The organism is Paraburkholderia caribensis (assembly GCF_002902945.1).
GTDB lineage: Bacteria > Pseudomonadota > Gammaproteobacteria > Burkholderiales > Burkholderiaceae > Paraburkholderia > Paraburkholderia caribensis.
On record NZ_CP026101.1, the window covers coordinates 957,794 to 976,733 of the forward strand.

The following is an 18,940-nucleotide window of genomic DNA, read 5'->3' on the forward strand; positions in this document are numbered from 1 at the left end:
CACACGGAGACGAATGAAATGACGATTCTGGTAATTGCTGAACACGACAACGCGGCGCTGAAGGCAGCGACGCTGAACACGGTTGCTGCCGCGCAGAAGATCGGCGGCGACGTTCATGTGCTGGTGGCGGGCCACAACGCACAAGGCGCGGCCGATGCGGCGGCGAAAGTGGCGGGCGTGGCGAAGGTGCTGCTCGCCGACGCGCCGCAACTGGCCGCGGGCCTCGCGGAAAACGTCGAGGCGACGGTGCTGAACATCGCGAAGGATTACTCGCACATCCTCGCGCCGGCTACCGCCTACGGCAAGAACATCGCGCCGCGTATCGCGGCGAAGCTCGACGTCGCGCAGATCAGCGACATCACGGCAGTCGATTCGGCCGACACGTTCGAGCGCCCGATCTACGCTGGCAATGCGATCGCGATCGTGCAATCGGCTGATCCCATCAAGGTCATCACGGTTCGCTCGACGGGCTTCGATCCCGTTGCGGCGGAAGGCGGCAGCGCGTCGGTCGAGAAGATCGAAGCGGCAGCCGATACGGGCATCTCGCAGTTCGTCAGCCGCGAAGTGACGAAGCTGGACCGTCCGGAACTGACGTCGGCGAACATCATTGTTTCGGGTGGCCGGGGTCTGGGCAGCGGCGAGAACTACACGCAAGTGCTGGAGCCGCTGGCCGACAAACTCGGCGCGGCCATGGGCGCATCGCGCGCAGCCGTCGACGCTGGCTACGTGCCGAACGACTATCAGGTCGGTCAGACGGGCAAGATCGTTGCGCCGCAGCTGTATATCGCGGTCGGCATCTCGGGCGCGATCCAGCATCTGGCAGGCATGAAGGACTCGAAGGTGATCGTCGCGATCAACAAAGACGAAGAAGCGCCGATTTTCAGCGTCGCGGATTACGGCCTCGTCGGCGATCTGTTCACCGTCGTGCCGGAGCTGGTGAAAGAACTCGGCTGATAGATTGGCACGCCGTCTGACGGCGCACGACAGCAAAGCGAAGAGGCGCGAGGATGTTGAATCCAGCGCCTCTTTTTTCATCGGAGTCAGGGAGGAGACACACATGAGCTACACGGCACCCATCAAGGACATGATGTTCGCGATGCAGGAACTGGCCGGACTGGATGACATCGCCGCGCTGCCCGGCTTTGACGATGCAAACGCTGAAACCGCGCAAGCCGTGCTCGAAGAATCCGCGAAGCTGTGCGGGGAAGTGCTGGCGCCGCTGAACGTCGAAGGCGACAGGAACCCGAGCAGCTGGAAAGACGGCCACGTCACGGCGACGCCCGGTTTCGCCGATGCATTCCGCCAGTTCGCCGCAGGCGGCTGGCAGGGCGTGCAGCATCCCGTCGAATACGAAGGCCAGGGCTTGCCGAAGCTGATCGCAACGGCCTGTATCGAGATGCTGAACGCGTCGAACCTGTCGTTCGCGCTGTGCCCGCTGCTGACGGATGGCGCGATCGAGGCGCTGCTCACGGCAGGCAGCGACGCCCAGAAAAAGACCTACGTGCCGAAGCTGATTTCCGGCGAATGGACGGGCACGATGAACCTCACCGAGCCGCAGGCGGGCTCCGATCTCGCGCTGGTGCGCACGCGCGCCGAGCCGCAGGGCGACGGTTCGTTCAAGCTGTTCGGCACGAAGATTTTCATCACGTGGGGCGAGCACGACATGGCGGACAACATCGTCCACCTCGTGCTCGCGCGTACGCCGGATGCGCCCGAGGGCGTGAAGGGCATTTCGCTGTTCGTCGTGCCGAAGTTTCTCGTCAACGAGGACGGCTCGCTGGGCGAGCGTAACGACGTGCATTGCGTGTCGATCGAACACAAGCTCGGGATCAAGGCGAGCCCGACGGCCATGCTTCAGTTCGGTGATCACGGTGGCGCAATCGGTCACCTGATCGGTGAAGAGAATCGCGGCCTCGAATACATGTTCATCATGATGAACGCGGCGCGGTTTGCGGTCGGCATGCAGGGCGTGGCGATATCGGATCGTGCGTACCAGAAGGCGGTTGCGTACGCGAAGGAGCGCGTGCAGAGCCGGCCGGTTGACGGCTCCGCGAAGCAGGCCGTGTCGATCATTCATCATCCCGACGTGCGCCGCATGCTGTCGACGATGCGCGCACTCACGGAAGGCTCGCGCGCGCTGGCCTACGTCGCGGCCTCGCACAGCGATCTCGCGCACCGCCATCCCGACGAGGCAAAGCGTGCGGAGCATCAGGCGATCTACGAATACCTGGTGCCGATCGTGAAGGGCTGGAGCACGGAGCTGTCGGTGGATGTGACGAGCCTCGGCGTGCAGGTGCATGGCGGCATGGGCTTCATCGAGGAAACGGGGGCGGCGCAGTACTATCGCGACGCGCGCATCCTGCCGATCTACGAAGGCACGACGGCCATCCAGGCGAACGATCTCGTCGGCCGCAAGACGGTGCGTGACGGCGGCGCGGTCGCAAAAGCACTGCTGGCGCAGATTGCGCAGACGGTCGAAGCGCTCAAGCAGCACAAGGGCGCAGCGTTCGATTCGATGCAGACACATCTGTCACTCGGACACGACGCGCTGCAATCGGCCGTGGCGTATGTCGTCGGGAATGCGAAGCGCGATCCGAATGCGGTATTCGCGGGCAGCGTGCCGTATCTGAAGCTTGCGGGCATCGTGCTGGGCGGCTGGCAGATGGCGCGCGCGATGCTGGCGGCGCACGAGAAGCACGCGCAGGACGCGTCGTTTTATAGCGCGAAGATCGCGACCGCGCAGTTCTTCGCGGAACATGTGCTGCCGCAGGCGGTGGCGTTAGAAGCGTCGATCACCAGCGCGAAGGGCGGCGAGGGCGTGCTCGCGCTGTCCGAAGATCAGTTCTGACGACGCCCCATTCGCGTCACGTCGAAAACCAAAGCAGAAAAAACAACGGCGCCGTGAGGCGCCGTTGCTGTATCCGGGAGAAGCGAATCAGGCGTAAGCCGGACGCGTCTGCCCCGTCGTCTCGCCGAGATAGCGATGCACCGACAGATCGCCGGACTGGATCGCCGGACGCTTGCCCGAGATCAGGTCGGCGAGCAGTTGGCCTGAGCCGCACGACATCGTCCAGCCGAGCGTGCCGTGTCCCGTGTTCAGGAACAGGTTCGACACGGGCGTGCGGCCGACGATCGGCGTGCCGTCCGGCGTCATCGGGCGCAGGCCCGTCCAGAACGTTGCCTTCGACGTATCGCCGCCGCCGGGGAACAGGTCGTTCACGCACATTTCGAGCGTCTCGCGGCGCGCCTGCTTCAGCTTCTTGTCGAAACCCACGATCTCCGCCATCCCGCCGACGCGGATCCGGTCGTCGAAACGCGTAATCGCGATCTTGTACGTCTCGTCGAGCACCGTCGAGACGGGCGCCGACTCGGGATTGACGATAGGCGCGGTGATCGAGTAGCCCTTGAGCGGATACACGGGAATCTTGACGACGCCCGACAGGAACTTCGTCGAGTAAGAACCCAGCGCGACGACGAAGCTGTCCGCGCGCACCATCTCGCTGCCGCACTTCACGCCGGCGATGCGCTCGCCTTCCAGCGCCAGGGCGTCGATCGGCGTGTTGTAGCGGAACTTGACGCCCAACTGTTCAGCGAGCGCGGCAAGACGCGTCGTGAACAACTGGCAGTCGCCCGTTTCGTCGCCCGGCAGACGCAGGCCGCCCGTCAGCTTGTGCGCTGTCGCGGCGAGGGCGGGTTCGGCACGCGCGAGATCGCCCGGCATCAGCAGTTCGTACGGCACGTTCGCATCCTCGAGCACGGCGATGTCCTTCGCCGCGCCATCGAGTTGCTGTTGCGTGCGGAACAGTTGCAGCGTGCCGCCCGTGCGCCCTTCGTACTGGATGCCCGTTTCGGCGCGCAGCGCCTGCAGGCAATCACGGCTGTATTCGGCGAGACGCACCATGCGGCCCTTGTTGACGGCATAGCGCGCGGACGTGCAGTTCTGCAGCATCTGCCACATCCATTGCAGCTGAAACTGCGTGCCGTCGAGCCGGATGGCGAGCGGCGCGTGTTTCTGGAACATCCATTTGACGGCCTTCAGCGGCACGCCCGGCGCCGCCCACGGCGCAGCGTAGCCCGGCGAAATCTGGCCGGCGTTGGCAAAGCTGGTTTCGAGCGCAGGGCCCGCTTCGCGGTCGATCACGGTGACTTCGTGTCCCGCGCGCGCAAGATAATAGGCGGTCGTAACCCCAACGACGCCACTGCCCAGAACGACGACTCGCATAGCTGCTCCTAAAGGTCGGAAGGCTCGCAGCGTGGTGGAAAACCCCGTTCTTCGCGTTTTTGTTCGATAGACGAGGTGGTTTGCCGCATGCCTAGTGTTAACCGCTATACTATTTGCGTCGAGGTAGGTTTTGTTATTGTATTTTTCAGATTTTCAGTAAAAACCATGCGTACACAGCGTCAGCCCGTTCGAGCGCTCGACAAACTCGATCACAAGATCCTGAAAATCCTCCAGCAGGATGGCCGGATCGCCATGAAGGAACTGGCCGAGCAGGTGGGTCTTTCCGTGACGCCGTGCATCGAGCGCGTCAAGCGCATGGAGCGCGACGGCGTCATTACGGGCTATCACGCGCGCGTGAATCCGGCGGAACTGGGCGCGGCATTGCTGGTGTTCGTCGAGATCACGCTCGATCACAAGAGCGGCAACATGTTCGACCAGTTCCGGCGCGAAGTGCAGAAGATTCCCGAGGTGCTCGAATGCCATCTCGTGTCGGGCGATTTCGACTATCTGATCAAGGCGCGCATCGGCGAAATGGCCGACTACCGAAAGCTGCTTGGCGACATACTCCTGCAACTGCCGGGCGCGGTGCAGTCGAAAAGCTATGTCGTGATGGAAGAAATCAAGGAAACGCTGAACATTGCTGTAGGCGAGTGACGCTTACGGCGTGACTCGCGCAAGGCCGAACCGGCCGCTCAAGTCACGCTCGACAAAAGCTGTAAACACTGTATATTTGTACAGTATTCAGCATTGCTTTTGCCGTGTGCCGTGACCGACTACGATCGAGACATTCCCGAATTTCCAATCGCGCCGCCCGCTCCGCGCAAGGGGCGCGGCGCGGTCACGAATGTGCAGGGCCGCTACGAAGTGGACCAGCGCGAGGCCGTCGACGACGGCTGGATCGCGCCGTCGGAAGAGGAAAGCGGGCGTCCCGCGTTGCGCACGCAGCTATTCGAGGAACGCGCCAAAAGCATCCTCACGCACAACCAGTCGCCCGATATTCCGTTCAGCGTGTCGCTGAATCCGTATCGCGGGTGCGAGCATGGCTGTATCTATTGCTTCGCGCGGCCTACGCACAGTTATCTTGGCCTGTCGCCGGGCCTCGACTTCGAAAGCCGGATCTACGCAAAGGTCAACGCGCCGGAACTGCTCGCGCGTGAAATGGCGAAGAAATCCTATGTGCCGGAGCCGATCGCGCTGGGCGTGAATACGGACGCATGGCAACCCGTCGAACGGGATCTCAAGCTGACGCGGCGCGTGATCCAGGTCTTGAGCGAGCACAACCAGGCGTTCGCCGCGATCACCAAGAACTCGCTGATCGAGCGCGATATCGATCTGCTGGCGCCGATGGCCGCGAAAGGGCTGATGATGGCGGCCATCACCATTACGACGCTCGACGCCGACATCGCTCGCACGCTGGAGCCGCGCGCTGCCACGCCCGCGCGGCGGCTCAGGACGATTCGCGCGTTGAGCGAGGCGGGCATCCCGGTGGGTGTGAGCATTGCGCCCGTAATTCCGTTCGTCACCGAGCAGGATATGGAGCGCGTGCTGGAGGCCTGCGCGGAAGCGGGCGCGACGAGCGCGAGCTATATCGTGTTGCGTCTGCCTTGGGAAGTTGCGCCGCTCTTCAAGGGGTGGCTGGAAGCGCATTTCCCCGACCGCGCCGAGCGCGTGATGAATCGCGTGCGCGACATGCGCGGCGGCAAGGACTACGACGCGTCGTTTTCGACGCGTATGAAAGGCGAGGGGCTATGGGCTGATCTGCTCAAGCAGCGTTTTGCGAACGCGGTACGGCGGCTTGGTCTCAATGCGCGCAATCACGGCATTCTCGACATGTCGCATTTCAAGCGCGCCGAGTCACCCAAACCGCGTAAGCCGGCTACGCCGGACACGCCGGACACGCCTCAATTGAGTCTTTTCTGAATGCGACCTTATTGCGAGATCGCTTTTGCGGCCTCGACTTGCGATTCGAAGTAGGTCTGGAACGACAGCGCGAGTCCCGTCATTAGCAGGAATGCGCCGATCAGCAGCGAAAAGATCACGACGAAGATAACGGTCCAGCCGGAGCGGCTCTGCTGGCCGGTGTCGGCGTTGAACTGGGCGTCCCATTTTTCGTCGGGGCGCAGGCCGTAGACGATCGCCGCGAGGAAAGCCGCCAGCATCGACACGGCACCGGGAAAGGCGAGCGCCCAGCCCATGATCGCGGCGCGTTCGGTGGCGGCGAGCAGCATGAAGCCAGGAATGCCGATGATCGTCCCAACGAGGTGCGCCCAACCCCACACGTCGCGCAAACCGTACAGATAGAAGCGGTGCGCGCCGAGCGTGCCGAAGAAGAAAGCGAGCGCGGCGGTGAGGGTCTTCGAGCGAAAGCGCGAGTGATGCGTAGCGACGGTGGCCATGAGCGTGAGCGACAGGGTGACGGACGGCTTCTGAGGCTGCGGAATCCACGCACAGCCGTCGCGCATTCTACGCTGGCCGCATTGCGCGCGGCACTTGTGGAAACTTATGCCGGCATTCCGCGGTGGGGCGGCGCGAAGCGGATGTGACCCGGAAACGGAAACGGCGCGCAGGCGCAGCGTGGCATCCGCGCGACGGTGCCCTGACATATAGGCAAAATCGCATCAGCAAGCGCCTCATGTCGCTCCCATCGTGCTTGTACGGGCCCATGTGGCCTGGCCATCGAGGCTTGCCCGCAGCGTCCCGGCTCAGTTTATCCCGCTAAGTGTTTGTTGTGCTTTCGGTTTCCGGCTATAATCGCGTGTTTCAGTAGTTTCGAACCCCGGTTTTCAAGGATTCTAGTATGGTCATCATCCGCTTGGCTCGTGGCGGCTCGAAGAAGCGCCCTTTCTACAACATCGTCGCAACCGATTCGCGTAACCGTCGTGACGGCCGCTTCATCGAGCGCGTTGGTTTCTACAACCCGGTCGCCACGAAGGGTGAGTCGCTGCGTATCGCTCAAGACCGCCTGACGTACTGGCAAGGCGTTGGCGCGCAACTGTCGCCGACCGTCCAGCGTCTGGTGAAGGAAGCGCAAAAGGCGCAACCGGCTGCTTAAGTGCAGTGTTACGGTACATCGTCGGCTCGTGCGGCAGTGGTTCTGCGCGAGTCCGAGGTGTGCAGGTTTGACGTATGCAGGGCTTGAGGTTCGCTGATGTCGGAGCGTGATTCGGATAGTTCAGGACGCGCCAAGGCGAAAACACAGCCTGGCGCGCGAGCGTCGTTTGGCGCGTTTGTCCGCAAGCCGGTCGAACGGGCCGCGGCGAATGCCGCAACGGCCGAAGCTGCGCAAGGCATGCAGGCTGAATCGGCGGAAAGCTGGCCCGACGACGCTGTCGAAGTCGGCGCAATCGTCGATGCATACGGTCTCAAAGGCTGGGTGAAGGTGGCCGCGCATGCGGACGCCGGTCAGGGCGGCGACGCCTTGCTCAGTGCCAAACGCTGGTGGCTCGAGAAGGGCCGCGAGCGCAAATCGGCGCCCCGCCTGCAGTCCAAGGTTCATGGCGACAGCATCGTTGCGCAACTCGGCGGCCTGGCTGACCGGGATGCTGCATTCGCGATGCGTGGCCATCGCGTCTACGTGCGTCGCAGCGATTTCCCTGCGCTCGGAACCGACGAATTCTACTGGGTCGACCTGCTGGGCCTCGATGTTGTGAACGAGGCGGGGGTCGAACTCGGCAAGGTTGCAGATCTGATCGACAACGGTGCGCAGTCGGTGTTGCGCATCGAATATCCGGCTACCGGGAAAGACGGCGAGCCGGTCACCGGCGAGCGCCTGATCCCGTTCGTCGGCGTCTTCATCAAAACGGTAGATCAGGCGGCGAAGAAGATCATCGTCGACTGGGAAGCCGATTACTAAAACATTTCGCTTTACGGAGAGAGCGATGCAGTTCGATATCGTTACGCTCTTTCCTGACATGTTTCGCGCGCTGACCGACTGGGGTATTACGAGCCGTGCGGCGAAGCAGGAGCGATATGGGTTGCGCACGTGGAATCCGCGTGATTTCACAACCGACAACTACCGCACGATCGACGATCGCCCGTACGGCGGCGGCCCCGGCATGGTGATGCTGGCCAAGCCGCTGGAAGACGCGATCGGCGCCGCGAAGGCGGCGCAGGCGGAGCAGGGCATCGAAGGCGCGCGCGTCGTGATGATGTCGCCGCAAGGCGCCACGCTCAATCACGACAAGGTCATGCGCTTTGCCGCCGAGCCTGGTCTGATTTTGCTGTGCGGGCGCTACGAAGCGATCGATCAACGTCTGATCGACCGCGTCGTCGACGAAGAAGTCAGCCTCGGCGACTTCGTGCTGTCGGGTGGGGAGTTGCCGGCCATGGCGTTGATCGATGCCGTCGTGCGTCATCTGCCGGGTGTGCTGAATGATGCACAATCGGCGGTGCAGGACAGTTTCGTCGATGGCTTGCTCGATTGCCCGCACTACACGCGTCCCGAGGAATACGACGGCGTGCGTGTGCCGGATGTGCTGCTCGGCGGCCATCATGCGGAAATCGAGTTGTGGCGGCGGCGCGAAGCGTTGCGCAATACGCTGGTCAAGCGGCCCGATCTGATCGTTCAGGCCAGAAAGAACAAGTTGTTGAGCCGTGCCGACGAGGCGTGGCTCGCAAATCTCGCCAAGGAAGCAGCGAAGCATTGAGCTTCGCGCAACGAAGCGGGGTCAAGGCGGAGCCGTCCATGCGTGGCCGGTTCCAGATGTGAACCCATCCTCTATCGGGGCCGTAGCCGAACGCGCGCAGCGCGAGGCAGGTACGAACGCCGACAAGATGGCAACAGGAGTCAGTAATGAATCTGATTGCAAAACTCGAGCAGGAAGAAATCGAGCGCGCGCTCGCAGGCAAAACCATCCCCGAATTCGCTCCCGGCGATACGGTGATCGTCAGCGTCAACGTGGTTGAAGGTAACCGCAAGCGCGTTCAGGCTTACGAAGGCGTCGTGATCGCGAAGCGTAATCGTGGCCTCAATTCGTCGTTCATCGTCCGCAAGATTTCGTCGGGCGAAGGCGTCGAGCGTACGTTCCAGACGTATTCGCCGCTGCTGGCAAGCATCGTCGTCAAGCGTCGTGGCGATGTGCGTCGTGCGAAGCTGTACTACCTGCGCGAACGTTCGGGCAAGTCGGCTCGAATCAAAGAAAAGCTGGTGTCGAAAGACCGCGCTGCAGCTGCTCAAGAGTAAAAGCTGTAAGAAAAAGCACCCTCCGCGGGTGCTTTTTTGTTTGCCAGGTCAAAATAGAGTCGTGTCCACTCGCGCTCGTTTCGAGACTTCCATTGACCGCGCCTTCCCGTCCCTCCCGTCCCGTTTTTGATCCCGAAAGCTTGCCTGTTGAACCGGCGGATATCGATCTGCCTGCCATCGCGCCAGAGCGCCTGACGCCGGACGGCCTGCGCGCACGCTTCGAGCAAAACGTGCCATGGGAGCAGGAGACGCGCGAAGTGCGGTGGCGCGAAACAGGCGATCCCCGCGTCGCCGCCGTGCTGGTGGCGCTCGTCGTGCGTGACGGCGGCTTGACCGTGCTGCTCACGCAGCGCACCGCGCATCTGAACGATCACGCGGGGCAGGTGAGTTTCCCCGGCGGCCGTCACGAGCCTCACGACGCCACCACGACGGCAACTGCCTTGCGCGAAGCGCAGGAAGAAGTCGGCCTCGATCCGTCGCGCGTCGAGGTGCTGGGCGCGTTGCCCGAATACCTGACGGGCACGGGTTTTCGCGTGACGCCCGTGGTCGGTCTCGTGCATCCGCCGTTCACAGTGCAGGCAGATACGTTCGAGGTAGCGGAGATTTTCGAAGTCCCACTAGGCTTTTTGATGGACCCGAAGAATCACGAGGTCCGCGTGCTGAGTTGGGAAGGCGGCGAGCGTCGTTTTTTTGCAATGCCGTATCCGCGCGGCGAGGTAGGCGGCGATTACTTCATCTGGGGCGCAACGGCGGGCATGTTGCGCAATTTCTATCGCTTCCTCGCCGCATGATGCGTAGCCGCGCGATCGGCATCCAGGGCCGCTTCATTACGTTTGTATTGCAGCCGCTCAGCCTCATCAGACCCTGTGCTATCGTTATGGCCAATTCCGCTCATCGGACCGGATCGGCCGGCAAGAACCGCCCGGTAAGAACTCGAATAGCACGGCGTCTCGCATGACTTTTTTCTCCGTATTGTTGGCCCTCATCATCGAACAGATGCGCGCGCTGTCGCCGAACAATCCGGTGTCGGCGCTCCTTCAATACCATGCGGAATCGACGGCGCACGGCTTCGATGCCGGCAAGGAGAAGCACGGCATCCTCGCGTGGCTGGTCGTCGTGCTGCCGTGGACGCTCGTCACCGGCCTGATCTATTTCGTGCTGTACGAGATCCACTTCGTGCTCGCGTTCCTCTGGAACGTTGCGGTGCTGTACTTCACGCTCGGCTTTCGCCAGTTCAGCCACTACTTCACCGACATCCATCTGTCGCTGAACAACGATGACGTGCCGCGCGCGCGTGAAATTCTCAATGAGTGGACGGGCCTCGATACCGTCGATATGCCCGTCAGCGAAATCGTCCGGCACACGCTGATTCATGCCGTCGTCGCATCGCATCGGCATGTGTTCGGCGTGTTCTTCTGGTTCCTGATTCCTGTCGGTCCGGCGGGCGCGGTGCTGTATCGCACGGCTGAGTATCTGGCGCGCACCTGGTCGAAGCCTGTCGACGACCGGACGGCTGCGTTCTCCACCTTCGCGCAACGCGCGTTCTTCGTGATCGACTGGATTCCGTCGCGTCTGACTTCGATGGGCTTTGCGATCGTCGGCAACTTCGAAGACGCGATCTACGCGTGGCGCAACCATGCGCGCCAATGGCCCGACCCGAACGACGGCGTGCTGCTCGCCGCCGGCAGCGGCGCGCTGGGTGCGCGTCTCGCGGGCCCGCTCGCTGAGGTATCGAGCCTCGACGCGCTGGCAACGGGCGACGGCGGCCCGATGCCCGTCGGCGACGACTGCACGCCGCGCACGCTGCAATCGGCGGTGGGCCTGGTATGGCGGGCTGTGATCCTGTGGATGATCCTGCTGCTGATGCTGACGATCGCCGTCTGGCTCGCCTGAGCGCCGGCTTTCCCTTAAACAGGCGTTTCACCCGTCCAGCGGATCGCGCGCCGTTCCGCAATTCCAGCACACGGTGAACTGCGCTTCGAGCAGTTCGCCGCACTGTGCGCAGCGCCAGCTGGGCGCGCCGATGGCCGGTCCGCTGCGCGCCGCATCGATCAACTTCCTCGCCAATGCTTCGTCGCGTTCGTCGACGAGCCATAACTCGGGCGCGCACTGATCCGCCGGAATCTCGCCGATCGCGCCGCTCAGATAGCGGTTATGCAATTCGCACGCAATACCCGCCGCTGCCAGCACGTTGATCCAATGCTGCCCAATCACGACGTTGGGCGCGTGCATGAGCTTCATCATGATTGCTGTCAACGGACGATCTGGCTTGCCTCATGTACGAGCTGCGCGTAGAGCGCGTGCCGTTCCTTCGCGATGCGGCCATCGGCGACGGCTTCGAGGATCGCGCAACCGGGCTCATGCAGATGGTGACAGTTGTAGAACCGGCAGTTGGGCAAGAGCGGCCTGAACTCGGGAAACGCGCGTTCGAGCATGCCTTCCGTCAGATGATGCAGGCCGAATTCCTGAAAGCCCGGCGAGTCGATCAACGCGCCTTCGCCAACGGGAAGCGGGTAGAGGCGCGTGAACGTGGTCGTGTGGCGGCCGCTGTTGAGCGCTGTCGAGATTTCGCGCGTCGCCACTTCGGCATCGGGAATCAGCAGATTGACGAGCGTCGACTTGCCCATGCCCGACTGGCCGAGCAGCAGGGTGGAATGGCCGCTCAGATGGGCTTCGAGGATTTCGCGCGCGGCGTCCGGCTGCCCCTTGATGGACACTTCGAGCACCGTATAGCCGAGTCCGCGATACAGGTCGAGCCGCTTGCGCGCGAGCGGCAGCGCGGCTTGGACGTCGATCTTGTTCAGCACGATCAGCGGCTTCAGTTCGTTCTCTTCCGCGGCGACGAGCGCGCGGCCGAGCAGGTCTTCGCTGAAATGCGGCTCGGTGGCGAGCACGATCAGCAGCTGATCGAGATTGGCCGCGAACAGCTTCGACTTGTACTGATCCGAGCGATACAGCAGATTGCGCCGTTCGCCGATCTCGACGATCACGCCCTGATCGGCGGATGTCGACTCGTACAGCACCTGATCGCCGACGGCGATCTCGCTGCGCTTGCCGCGCGGGAAGCATTGCAGGATCGCGCTGCCGTCCTCGGGCGCGACGATGTAGTGACGTCCATGCGCGGCGATCACGAGGCCGCGCACGCGCTCCTGGGCGCGGTCGCTGGCGGCAGCGGCGCGCAGCGCTTTCGGCGAGCGGCCGCTCATGCGTGACGCAGCAGACGGTCGATCCGCTGCGACGCAGGCGGATGCGAGTAGTAGAACGCGGTGTAGAGCGGGTCGGGCGTGAGCGTCGACGCGTTGTCTTCGTACAGCTTGACGAGCGCGTTGACGAGATCCTTCGCGTCGGCCTGCGTCGCGGCAAAAGCGTCCGCTTCGAATTCATGCTTGCGCGAACTGAGGCTGCCCAGCGGCGTCACGAAGAACAGGAACACGGGCACCGCGAGGAAGAACAGCACCAGCGCGAGGCCGTCGTTGCTGGCCGTCAGCGACGGACGCACGCCGAGCCCCTCGAAGAACCACGTACGCTGCGTGAGCCAGCCGAGCAGCGCAAGCATCGCCAGGCTGATCAGAAACGTGACGATCATCCGCTTGATCACGTGGCGGCGCTTGAAGTGGCCGAGTTCATGCGCGAGCACCGCTTCGATCTCGCTGCCCGACAGACGCGAGAGCAGAGTGTCGAAGAACACGATGCGCTTGGACGAACCAAAGCCCGTGAAATACGCGTTGCCATGTGCCGAACGGCGGCTGCCGTCCATTACGAACAGGCCCTTGGCCGCGAAGCCGCAGCGCTTCATCAGCGCATCGATGCGCTGCACGAGCGCCTCGTCTCTCAGCGGTTCGAACTTGTTGAACATGGGCGCGATGAAAGACGGATAGAGGATCAGCACCAGCATCTGGAACACGACCCATACGACCCACGTCCACCACCACCAGTACGTGCCCGCCTGATTCATCAGCCACAGCACGACGAACAGCAGCGGCAGGCCGAACGCGGCGCCCAGCAGCACACCCTTGATGCGGTCGACGAAAAAGATGCGCTTGGTCATCCGGTTGAAGCCGAAGCGCTGTTCGATACCGAACTGGCGGTAATAGTCGAACGGCAGGTCGATCGCGCTCGTGATCGCGATCACGGCCGCCACCAGCAGGATCTGGCCGATGTAGCCGTTGCCCGCCACGTCGCCGATGGCGAGATCGAGCGCCTGCACGCCGCCCAGCAGCGTGAGCGCGATCAGCACGGCCGCGCTGACGACGATCTCGATCATCGTGAGCCGCGTGCGCTCGACGGTGTAGTCGGCGGCGCGCTGGTGCGCCGACAGGGCGATCGTGCCCGCGAACTGCTGCGGCACGCTCTCGCGGTGCGCCGCAACGAAGCGGATCTGGCGCGACGCGAGCCAGAGCTTCGTGCCGACCATCGCCAGCACGGCGATCACGAACAGAACGGTGAAGTAGAGAGGAGGCATCCGGGGAATCCGTAGGTTCTATGCGAGAATTATATGGTTGTTCCCGCTCGCGGGCGGGAGCGCGCCATCTTCGGCGGGCGGCGGGTGTAACGCGATCCGCTCGCGCGGTCCCCAATCAAGGTTGCCTTCAATGACTGACATTATCGAATCCGTCGATCAGCCGCTCGTGCGCAGCGACATGAATCTCGTCTGGCTGGACATGGAAATGACGGGGCTCGATCCCGACAACGACCGTATCATCGAAATCGCCGTGGTCGTGACGAACTCGACGCTCGACAGGCTGGTTGAAGGCCCCGTGCTCGCCATTCATCAGAGCGACGAAACGCTCGGCAAGATGGACGACTGGAACAAGAACACGCATGGCCGTTCCGGGCTGATCGACCGCGTGCGCGCGTCGACGGTGACGGAGGCCGACGCCACCGAACAGATCCGCGCGTTCCTCGGCCAGCACGTTCCGCCCGGCAAGTCGCCGATGTGCGGCAACTCGATCTGCCAGGACCGCCGTTTCATGGCGCGCTGGATGCCCGAACTGGAAACGTTTTTCCATTACCGCAACCTCGACGTCAGCACGCTGAAGGAACTGTGCCGCCGCTGGCAGCCCGCGATCTACAAGGGCTTCCAGAAGCGCGCGATGCACACCGCGCTCGCCGACATCCACGAATCGATCGACGAACTGCGCTACTACCGCGAGCATTTCCTGATCCCGGCGGCGAGCACCGCGAGCGCGGCCGACGCGCCGTCCAGCGAAGCCAGCGCGAAATAAGTTTCAGCCTTGCCGCGGAGCGCGCACCGCGCTCTTTGGCCGGAACGCCGCCACCACGGCGGCGTTCGTCTCGATGTACGGGCCGCCGATCAGGTCGATGCAGTACGGCACGGCGGCGAAAATGCCCGGCACCTTCACTTTCCCTGCTTCATCGCGCAAGCCTTCCAGCGTTTCCCTGATCGACTTCGGCTGGCCCGGCAGATTGACGATCAGCGCGGCGCGTTCGGCCGTCTCGCGAATCACCGCCACCTGGCGCGACAGGATCGCCGTCGGCACGAAGTTGAGGCTGATCTGGCGCATCTGCTCGCCGAAGCCGGGCATTTCCTTCGTTCCCGCTGCCAGCGTCGCCTCGGGCGTCACGTCGCGGCGCGCGGGGCCTGTGCCGCCTGTCGTCAGCACGAGATCGCAGCCGGCTTCGTCGACCAGTTCGATCAGCGTCTTCGTGATGGTCGGCGCGTCGTCCTGGATCAGCCGTGTTTCCGTGCGAAACGGCGAGGTGACGGCGCTGCCGAGCCATTCCTGCAGCGACGGAATGCCCTTGTCCTCATAGACGCCCGTGCTGGCGCGGTCGCTGATCGACACGAGGCCGACGATCAGCTCGTCGGGATGATTACGCACGGGATTCGTCATCGTCGTCGTCCAGATCTTCGGAATCGTTGCTGCCGGCGTCGTCATGGCCGGCGCCGTCTGCGTTCTTGATCCACTGGAACAGATCGCGGAAGTAGCGCGGCGGCTTGCCTTGCTGCGCTTCCTTGCGCGCATTGCGGATCAGCGTGCGGCCTTCCTGCGGGTCGGCGGCGGGGTGCTGGCGGATGAATTCGGTCAGTGCGGCGTCGTCGGCGAGCAGCTGCTCGCGGGTGCGTTCGATCCAGTGCAGGCGCGCCGTTTCGGCCTTGTTGACGCCCTTGTACCTGTCGAGCGCTTCGCGCAGCGCGGCCGTTTCGTGGTCCAGCAGGCCGCGCATCACCTTGCCGACGTACTGCATCTGGCGGCGCTTGCCTTCGTGATCGGTGATGCGGCGTGCTTCGCGCACGGCGTCATCGAGCGATTCGGGCATCGGCATGCGCTTCAATGCGTCTTTCGGCAGCGCGACGAGCTCTACGCCCAGCTCCTGCAACGCGTGCATTTCGCGCTTCAGTTGCGACTTGCTGGGACGGTCATACCCGTTGTCGTCGACGACGTCAGCGGGTTCCATGGGTTGAATGCGGGTTTTGCGTGTCATGCCCGATATTGTAGCGTGCCGGGCCGCGCTGGCCGGGCGAGGTGCGGTCCGCGAAGCAATGCGCGCGAGGCACATGCGAATGCCAGGTACGCTAGCGTAGAGCTTGCTATGATCGCGGGATACGTCGGCGCACAGGCCGGCTGAACACAGCGCTGGCAACGACGAACTCTCGCGGGCTTCGGCCCGGACGGCACCGCAACTCAGGACGGCAAACGACAATGGCAGCAGACACGGAAGCCCGGCAACGATTTTTCCCGCATACGCAGGATGAACTGAAGGAAATCGCCTCCGACATTCTTCGTCACGCAAAGTCGCTCGGCGCAAGCGACGCGGCAACCGAGATTTCGGAAGGCGACGGCCTGTCCGTCTCCGTGCGGCGCGGCGAAGTCGAAACCATCGAGCACAACCGCGACAAGATGGTCGGCGTGACGGTGTTCATCGGCAACAAGCGCGGCAACGCGAGTACGTCTGACTTTTCGTCCCAAGCGCTGAAGGACACGGTGATGGCCGCGTACAACATCGCGCGCTTCACGGCCGAGGACGACTGCGCGGGTCTGGCGGAAGAAGAGCTGCTGGAAAAGGACCCGCGGGATCTCGACCTGTATCACCCGTGGAATCTGGACGCGGACGAAGCTGTCGAGCTCGCGCGTCGCGCGGAAGATGCCGCCTTCGCCGTGAGCCCGCAGATCAAGAACTCGGAAGGCGCGAGTGTGTCGGCCCAGCATTCGCAGTTCGTGCTCGGCACGTCGCGAGGGTTTCTCTCGGGTTATCCGTACTCGCGTCATTACGTGGCGTGCGCGCCGATCGCGGGGAGCGGGCGCAACATGCAGCGCGACGACTGGTATACGTCGAAGCGTAGTGCTGGTGAGCTTGCCGATCCCGAAGCGGTCGGACGCTATGCCGCCGAGCGGGCGCTGGCGCGCATGGGCGCGCGCGGGCTCGACACGCGCAAGGTGCCGGTGCTGTTCGAGGCGCCGCTCGCGGCTGGTCTGCTCGGCGCGTTCGTGCAGGCGACGAGTGGCGGCGCGTTGTATCGCAAGACGACGTTTCTGGTCGACAGTCTCGGCAAGCCGGTGTTTGCGCCGCATGTGCAGGTCGTGGAAGATCCGCACGTGCCGCGCGCGATGGGCAGTGCGCCGTTCGACGAAGAGGGCGTGCGGACGAAGCAGCGTTCGGTGGTGAAGGACGGCGTTGTCGAAGGGTATTTTCTGTCGACGTATTCGGCGCGCAAGCTCGGCATGCCGACGACGGGCAATGCGGGTGGTTCGCATAATCTGTCGCTGCGGAGTTCGTTGACGCAGGCGTCGGATGACTTCGAGGAGATGCTGCGCAAGCTCGGGACGGGGTTGTTGCTCACCGAGTTGATGGGGCAGGGCGTCAACTACGTGACGGGCGATTATTCGCGCGGCGCGTCGGGGTTCTGGGTCGAGAATGGGAAGATTCAGTATCCCGTTGAAGAGATTACTGTTGCCAGTACGCTGCAGGAGATGTTCCGGCATGTCGTAGCGATTGGGGCGGACACGATTGTCCGCGGGACTAAGCAGACGGGTTCTGTTTTGATTGAGCGGATGACTGTTGCTGGGCAGTGATTTTTTTTTGCCTGCGGCCGGCTGGGGTCTTTCGGTTGGCTTGCCGCTGGCTTTTGTGATGTTGTTTGGTGTTTTTTGTTTTTGTTTTTGCGCTGGCATCCGCGATTTGACTTCTCGCTTCGCTGGTCGGTGTGTTGGCCTTTGCTTTTCGCTGGCATCCGCGTTACGTTAGCGTGCTTCAGGCGTCGCCCCTGTGCGGGGCGGCACCTACTTTTCTTTGCCGCCGCAAAGAAAAGTAGGCAAAAGAAAGCGGCTCACACCGCCAGCCCGTGTTCTTGTCCACGGGCCCCCAACGTCCCCACGCTTCACTCGGCAACCGCATGACTCATGCTCGTTGCCAGCGCACTTGCGGTGCTCATCACCCGCCTCAGAGTCCCGCATTACAGCACGCCGTGCCACATACTCCACGGCCGCCCAGGTGGCAAACTGTGTGTAGGTTGTCGCGTCGTATAGGATAGCGCTCCTACAGGGTAGGACGCATGCGCAATCGGTCCGGAGTGAGGCGTGCGAGGCGCTACGGCCTACACACAGTTTGCCACCTGGGCGGCGCATACCGTTCGCTGCCGCTTGCCCGGGTACGGGTATTTGAAGTGGGTCAGGCGTTCATTCGAAGCGTTGGCAACGAGCACCAACCAGGGCCACTGGTGTGTGAAGTGTGGGGACGTTGGGGGCCCGTGGATAAGAAGATGGGCTGGCGGTGTGAGCCGCTTTCTTTTGCCTACTTTTCTTTGCGGCGGCAAAGAAAAGTAGGTGCCGCCCCGCACAGGGGCGACGCTTGAAGCGAGCTAACGAATCGCGGATGCCAGCGAAAGCAAAGGCCAACACACCGCACGGGCAACGCGCGACCAGCAAACACCGTAACGCGGATGCCAGCGACGCAAAACAAACCGCGGATACCAGCGCAGAAGCAAAGAACACGAACCTGCTAGCACCCCAACCAATAGCGTCGCAGACAAAAACCCCTACCTCGCTACGCGTTGATAAACCACAAACGCATATTCAAAATCATTCGGCTCTTTAGCCCGATGCATCTCGCGAGAAACCTCACGCCAAATCGCCGGATCAGGCGCCGGAAACCTCGCATCGCCGTCAAAATCGGCATGAATTTCAGTAACGATCATCTTATCCGCGCGAAGCGCACCTTCCTGATACAACTGCGCACCGCCGATCAAGAACGCCTCGGCGGCCCCATCGCGCGCCGCGAGCGCCAACGCATCATCGAGATTGGTAACGGTATCGCACCCGTCGAAGCGTCGCTGAGCATCGCGCGTCACGACGATATTGCGCCGCCCAGGCAGCACCCGCCCAATCGATTCATGCGTCTTGCGCCCCATGACAATAGGCGCGCCCATCGTCGTGCGTTTGAAGAATGCGAGGTCTTCGGGCAGCCGCCAGGGCAACTGGTTATCACGGCCGATCACGCCATTGCGGGCGCGAGCGACGATCAGCGTCAGCGTCGTCATGCGAAAAGTGAAGCGGATGGAAAGCGGAAGCTGATTC

The 18,940-nt window shown here is 63.0% G+C and carries 20 protein-coding genes; 12 read left to right on the forward strand and 8 right to left on the reverse strand.

Going from position 1 to position 18,940, the window contains the following annotated elements; all coding sequences use genetic code 11:
• Positions 1-18: 18 nt before the first annotated feature.
• Entirely contained in the window at positions 19-954 is a 936-nt protein-coding gene (locus C2L66_RS04260; RefSeq protein WP_054934091.1) for an electron transfer flavoprotein subunit alpha/FixB family protein, read from the forward strand.
• 103 nt (positions 955-1,057) lie between these two features.
• Positions 1,058-2,848 carry an acyl-CoA dehydrogenase gene (locus C2L66_RS04265; protein ID WP_060601799.1) on the forward strand — a complete coding sequence of 597 codons (1,791 nt, stop codon included), beginning with the start codon at positions 1,058-1,060 and terminating at the stop codon, positions 2,846-2,848.
• An 87-nt stretch (positions 2,849-2,935) separates the two neighbouring features.
• On the opposite strand, the gene C2L66_RS04270 is transcribed toward C2L66_RS04265, so the two are convergent.
• Complete coding sequence (locus tag C2L66_RS04270) at positions 2,936-4,222, reverse strand: D-amino acid dehydrogenase (protein ID WP_054934095.1); 1,287 nt, start codon at positions 4,220-4,222, stop codon at positions 2,936-2,938.
• A 165-nt stretch (positions 4,223-4,387) separates the two neighbouring features.
• On the opposite strand from C2L66_RS04270, the gene C2L66_RS04275 reads away from it, so the two are divergent.
• Together C2L66_RS04275 and C2L66_RS04280 are read left to right on the forward strand one after the other, a co-directional pair.
• The gene (locus C2L66_RS04275) at positions 4,388-4,876 is read left to right on the forward strand and encodes an Lrp/AsnC ligand binding domain-containing protein (RefSeq protein ID WP_054934096.1); all 489 of its coding nucleotides are present in this window, start codon (positions 4,388-4,390) and stop codon (positions 4,874-4,876) included.
• Positions 4,877-4,987: 111 nt separating this feature from the next.
• Complete coding sequence (locus tag C2L66_RS04280; protein WP_054934097.1) at positions 4,988-6,142, forward strand: PA0069 family radical SAM protein; 1,155 nt, start codon at positions 4,988-4,990, stop codon at positions 6,140-6,142.
• A gap of 8 nt (positions 6,143-6,150) precedes the next feature.
• Here C2L66_RS04280 and C2L66_RS04285 read toward each other — a convergent pair whose 3' ends face one another.
• On the reverse strand, positions 6,151-6,618 hold the full coding sequence (locus C2L66_RS04285; protein ID WP_054934100.1) for an NINE protein: 468 nt from the start codon (positions 6,616-6,618) through the stop codon (positions 6,151-6,153).
• Between the two features lie 401 nt (positions 6,619-7,019).
• Between C2L66_RS04285 and rpsP the strand changes: the two genes are divergently transcribed.
• From rpsP to C2L66_RS04315, 6 genes are all read left to right on the forward strand, one after another.
• The gene (gene rpsP / locus C2L66_RS04290; protein WP_006476550.1) at positions 7,020-7,274 is read left to right on the forward strand and encodes a 30S ribosomal protein S16; all 255 of its coding nucleotides are present in this window, start codon (positions 7,020-7,022) and stop codon (positions 7,272-7,274) included.
• A gap of 96 nt (positions 7,275-7,370) precedes the next feature.
• Positions 7,371-8,075, forward strand: a complete 705-nt coding sequence (gene rimM / locus C2L66_RS04295; protein ID WP_035990092.1) for a ribosome maturation factor RimM — start codon at positions 7,371-7,373, stop codon at positions 8,073-8,075.
• 25 nt (positions 8,076-8,100) lie between these two features.
• Positions 8,101-8,868: a tRNA (guanosine(37)-N1)-methyltransferase TrmD gene (gene trmD, locus C2L66_RS04300; protein ID WP_035990094.1), complete on the forward strand. Its 768-nt coding sequence runs from the start codon at positions 8,101-8,103 to the stop codon at positions 8,866-8,868.
• Between the two features lie 146 nt (positions 8,869-9,014).
• Positions 9,015-9,404, forward strand: coding sequence for a 50S ribosomal protein L19 (gene rplS / locus C2L66_RS04305; protein WP_035990096.1), 390 nt, complete (start codon positions 9,015-9,017; stop codon positions 9,402-9,404).
• A gap of 92 nt (positions 9,405-9,496) precedes the next feature.
• A complete protein-coding gene (locus C2L66_RS04310) occupies positions 9,497-10,195 on the forward strand; it encodes a CoA pyrophosphatase (RefSeq protein WP_054934098.1) in 699 nt (232 codons plus the stop codon).
• 163 nt (positions 10,196-10,358) lie between these two features.
• Positions 10,359-11,297, forward strand: coding sequence for a CobD/CbiB family protein (locus C2L66_RS04315; RefSeq protein ID WP_042314525.1), 939 nt, complete (start codon positions 10,359-10,361; stop codon positions 11,295-11,297).
• 27 nt (positions 11,298-11,324) lie between these two features.
• On the opposite strand, the gene C2L66_RS04320 is transcribed toward C2L66_RS04315, so the two are convergent.
• The 3 genes from C2L66_RS04320 to C2L66_RS04330 are packed head-to-tail and all read right to left on the reverse strand — an operon-like array spanning position 11,325 to position 13,866.
• A complete protein-coding gene (locus C2L66_RS04320) occupies positions 11,325-11,645 on the reverse strand; it encodes a putative signal transducing protein (protein WP_060601796.1) in 321 nt (106 codons plus the stop codon).
• 11 nt (positions 11,646-11,656) lie between these two features.
• Entirely contained in the window at positions 11,657-12,610 is a 954-nt protein-coding gene (rsgA, locus tag C2L66_RS04325) for a ribosome small subunit-dependent GTPase A (protein WP_060601793.1), read from the reverse strand.
• On the reverse strand, positions 12,607-13,866 hold the full coding sequence (locus C2L66_RS04330) for a M48 family metallopeptidase (protein WP_060601790.1): 1,260 nt from the start codon (positions 13,864-13,866) through the stop codon (positions 12,607-12,609). Before C2L66_RS04330 ends, rsgA begins: the two co-directional genes overlap by 4 nt.
• Positions 13,867-13,996: 130 nt before the next feature.
• On the opposite strand from C2L66_RS04330, the gene orn reads away from it, so the two are divergent.
• Positions 13,997-14,629 (forward strand): oligoribonuclease, encoded by a 633-nt coding sequence (orn, locus tag C2L66_RS04335; protein ID WP_060601786.1) that lies wholly within the window; start codon positions 13,997-13,999, stop codon positions 14,627-14,629.
• Between the two features lie 3 nt (positions 14,630-14,632).
• Here the strand turns inward: orn and mog are convergent, their stop codons facing one another.
• Together mog and yjgA are read right to left on the reverse strand one after the other, a co-directional pair.
• On the reverse strand, positions 14,633-15,259 hold the full coding sequence (gene mog, locus C2L66_RS04340; protein ID WP_060602770.1) for a molybdopterin adenylyltransferase: 627 nt from the start codon (positions 15,257-15,259) through the stop codon (positions 14,633-14,635).
• Entirely contained in the window at positions 15,240-15,851 is a 612-nt protein-coding gene (yjgA, locus tag C2L66_RS04345) for a ribosome biogenesis factor YjgA (protein WP_060601782.1), read from the reverse strand. Before yjgA ends, mog begins: the two co-directional genes overlap by 20 nt.
• A gap of 218 nt (positions 15,852-16,069) precedes the next feature.
• Here yjgA and pmbA point away from each other — a divergent pair, with 218 nt between their 5' ends.
• A complete protein-coding gene (pmbA, locus tag C2L66_RS04350; protein ID WP_054934105.1) occupies positions 16,070-17,440 on the forward strand; it encodes a metalloprotease PmbA in 1,371 nt (456 codons plus the stop codon).
• Between the two features lie 962 nt (positions 17,441-18,402).
• Here the strand turns inward: pmbA and C2L66_RS04355 are convergent.
• A complete protein-coding gene (locus tag C2L66_RS04355) occupies positions 18,403-18,903 on the reverse strand; it encodes a dihydrofolate reductase (RefSeq protein ID WP_060601779.1) in 501 nt (166 codons plus the stop codon).
• Between the last annotated feature and the right edge of the window lie 37 nt (positions 18,904-18,940).

Bases quoted from the DNA above. Each gene is read 5' to 3' on its own strand.
- C2L66_RS04260 (WP_054934091.1), top strand. From the start codon at position 19: ATGACGATTCTGGTAATTGCTGAACACGACAACGCGGCGCTGAAGGCA.
- C2L66_RS04265 (WP_060601799.1), top strand. From the start codon at position 1,058: ATGAGCTACACGGCACCCATCAAGGACATGATGTTCGCGATGCAGGAA.
- C2L66_RS04270 (WP_054934095.1), bottom strand. From the start codon at position 4,222: ATGCGAGTCGTCGTTCTGGGCAGTGGCGTCGTTGGGGTTACGACCGCC.
- C2L66_RS04275 (WP_054934096.1), top strand. From the start codon at position 4,388: ATGCGTACACAGCGTCAGCCCGTTCGAGCGCTCGACAAACTCGATCAC.
- C2L66_RS04285 (WP_054934100.1), bottom strand. From the start codon at position 6,618: ATGGCCACCGTCGCTACGCATCACTCGCGCTTTCGCTCGAAGACCCTC.
- rpsP (WP_006476550.1), top strand. From the start codon at position 7,020: ATGGTCATCATCCGCTTGGCTCGTGGCGGCTCGAAGAAGCGCCCTTTC.
- rimM (WP_035990092.1), top strand. From the start codon at position 7,371: ATGTCGGAGCGTGATTCGGATAGTTCAGGACGCGCCAAGGCGAAAACA.
- trmD (WP_035990094.1), top strand. From the start codon at position 8,101: ATGCAGTTCGATATCGTTACGCTCTTTCCTGACATGTTTCGCGCGCTG.
- rplS (WP_035990096.1), top strand. From the start codon at position 9,015: ATGAATCTGATTGCAAAACTCGAGCAGGAAGAAATCGAGCGCGCGCTC.
- C2L66_RS04315 (WP_042314525.1), top strand. From the start codon at position 10,359: ATGACTTTTTTCTCCGTATTGTTGGCCCTCATCATCGAACAGATGCGC.
- C2L66_RS04320 (WP_060601796.1), bottom strand. From the start codon at position 11,645: ATGAAGCTCATGCACGCGCCCAACGTCGTGATTGGGCAGCATTGGATC.
- rsgA (WP_060601793.1), bottom strand. From the start codon at position 12,610: ATGAGCGGCCGCTCGCCGAAAGCGCTGCGCGCCGCTGCCGCCAGCGAC.
- C2L66_RS04330 (WP_060601790.1), bottom strand. From the start codon at position 13,866: ATGCCTCCTCTCTACTTCACCGTTCTGTTCGTGATCGCCGTGCTGGCG.
- orn (WP_060601786.1), top strand. From the start codon at position 13,997: ATGACTGACATTATCGAATCCGTCGATCAGCCGCTCGTGCGCAGCGAC.
- mog (WP_060602770.1), bottom strand. From the start codon at position 15,259: ATGACGAATCCCGTGCGTAATCATCCCGACGAGCTGATCGTCGGCCTC.
- yjgA (WP_060601782.1), bottom strand. From the start codon at position 15,851: ATGACACGCAAAACCCGCATTCAACCCATGGAACCCGCTGACGTCGTC.
- pmbA (WP_054934105.1), top strand. From the start codon at position 16,070: ATGGCAGCAGACACGGAAGCCCGGCAACGATTTTTCCCGCATACGCAG.
- C2L66_RS04355 (WP_060601779.1), bottom strand. From the start codon at position 18,903: ATGACGACGCTGACGCTGATCGTCGCTCGCGCCCGCAATGGCGTGATC.